Below are 1,484 nucleotides of genomic sequence, written 5' to 3' on the forward strand. Positions count from 1 at the left end.
AGATCATTATCTCCCCACCGCGGCTGCCCGCTCTTCGGCGCAACCCAACACAGCCGCGTTGAGTCGCTCCAGGGTCAGTTCGCGCTGCGTGCGCGTGCCCACCTTGCGTTCTTTGGGCCGTGGCGCCATTCCCTGATTGGTCCGCGAAGGCATCCCCGAAGCGCAGCGATTGTCGCGCTCAGCTTGCACGACTTGAGCAGCCTGCAGGACGTGTCCAAGCCGCTTGTTGTCGACAATGGCACCTTGATCGATCTCTGAGAGCCGGTCGTATTGACGATAGGCGAGGGCAGCCCCATTCACACGAATCTCGATGCGTCCATCGGGATACTCGAAGACGTCCAGATATTGGTGAATCAGCGCACGGTTCTCTGCCGTATCGTCGAGCATGTAAATCACCCGGTCGTACTGCACCTTCAACACTTTCGTCACGCGCCGCGCCACGCGCGAGGTCAGGATCAAGTCGATATCCTCGTCGCTCCTGAGCGCGCGATGGGCATTGAAAGCGCTTCTCGGCACTTTGCCGAAGCGAGCGTTGAAGTCGGCCATGAAGTGGGGCGCGTAAGCGTTGGCCGCTTCCTGCGTGTTGATGCCGCGTAGACGCAATTCCTTCACCAGCCGATCCTGCAAGGTCAGATTGGCCCGCTCGACGCGCCCCTTTGCCTGGCTGCTATTGGCGCACCAGGTATCGATGTTGAGCTCGAATAAAGCCCGTCCAAACTGCGTCACGCCCTTGCCGCCGACCTCGGCGTGGTTGTTGCAATGGAACACCGCAGCCTTGTCGCTGTAGAGCGCAATCGGCTTGCCGTACGCCTCCAGATACTTGCGCATGGCCTCGAAATAGCTGAAGGTCGACTCGGTCGCCGTGGAGTGCAGGGTCATCAGGCGGCTCGTGGCATCGTCGATAAACACCAGTAACGTACAAGCTGGCGCGCGGTCTTCGAACCAGCGATGGTCGCTGCCATCGATCTGGATCAACTCGCCCAGACACGAGCGGCGGTTCCTCGGCTGGTGCAGCGCCGCTGGACGCTGCTTGCGTGGAATCCAGAGCCCGGCATCGCGCATCCAGCGCCTTACCGTTTCCTTGCCCAACTCGATGCCGTGACATTCACGCAGCTTCTCGCAGGCAAGCGTCGGGCCGAAATCAGCGTAGCGCTGGCGCACCAGCGCCATGGCCCGGGCTCGCAGATCGATGGGCAATTCCCGATTGCTTGGCTGCCCGCGCTTGCGTGAGAGCAGCCCAGCCGGGCCGCTCGCAACAAAGCGGTGAGCGAGCCGGCTGATCTGACGTTCGCACAGTCCGAGTCGTTCAGCAGCCTGAACCATGGTCAGCCGATGCTCACAGACCGCCTCGATCACTTTGATACGTTCGAGTTCGTGCATAGTCGCCGTGATGAAACCACGCTCGTTCATGGTGAGCCCCTGGAAGACGCGCCATCGTCAGCGTGCGCCTTACAGGGCAAAACCGGACATTTCTAATGAGCCCA

Annotated in this window: 1 protein-coding gene; it reads right to left on the reverse strand. The window is 61.1% G+C overall.

Annotated features, from left to right (window positions below; genetic code table 11):
• Positions 1 to 6: 6 nt before the first annotated feature.
• The gene (locus QCE69_RS39280; protein ID WP_409021286.1) at positions 7 to 1,380 is read right to left on the reverse strand and encodes an ISNCY family transposase; all 1,374 of its coding nucleotides are present in this window, start codon (positions 1,378 to 1,380) and stop codon (positions 7 to 9) included.
• Positions 1,381 to 1,484 lie beyond the last annotated feature (104 nt).

This window comes from Caballeronia sp. LZ032 (assembly GCF_031451315.1).
Taxonomy (GTDB): domain Bacteria; phylum Pseudomonadota; class Gammaproteobacteria; order Burkholderiales; family Burkholderiaceae; genus Caballeronia.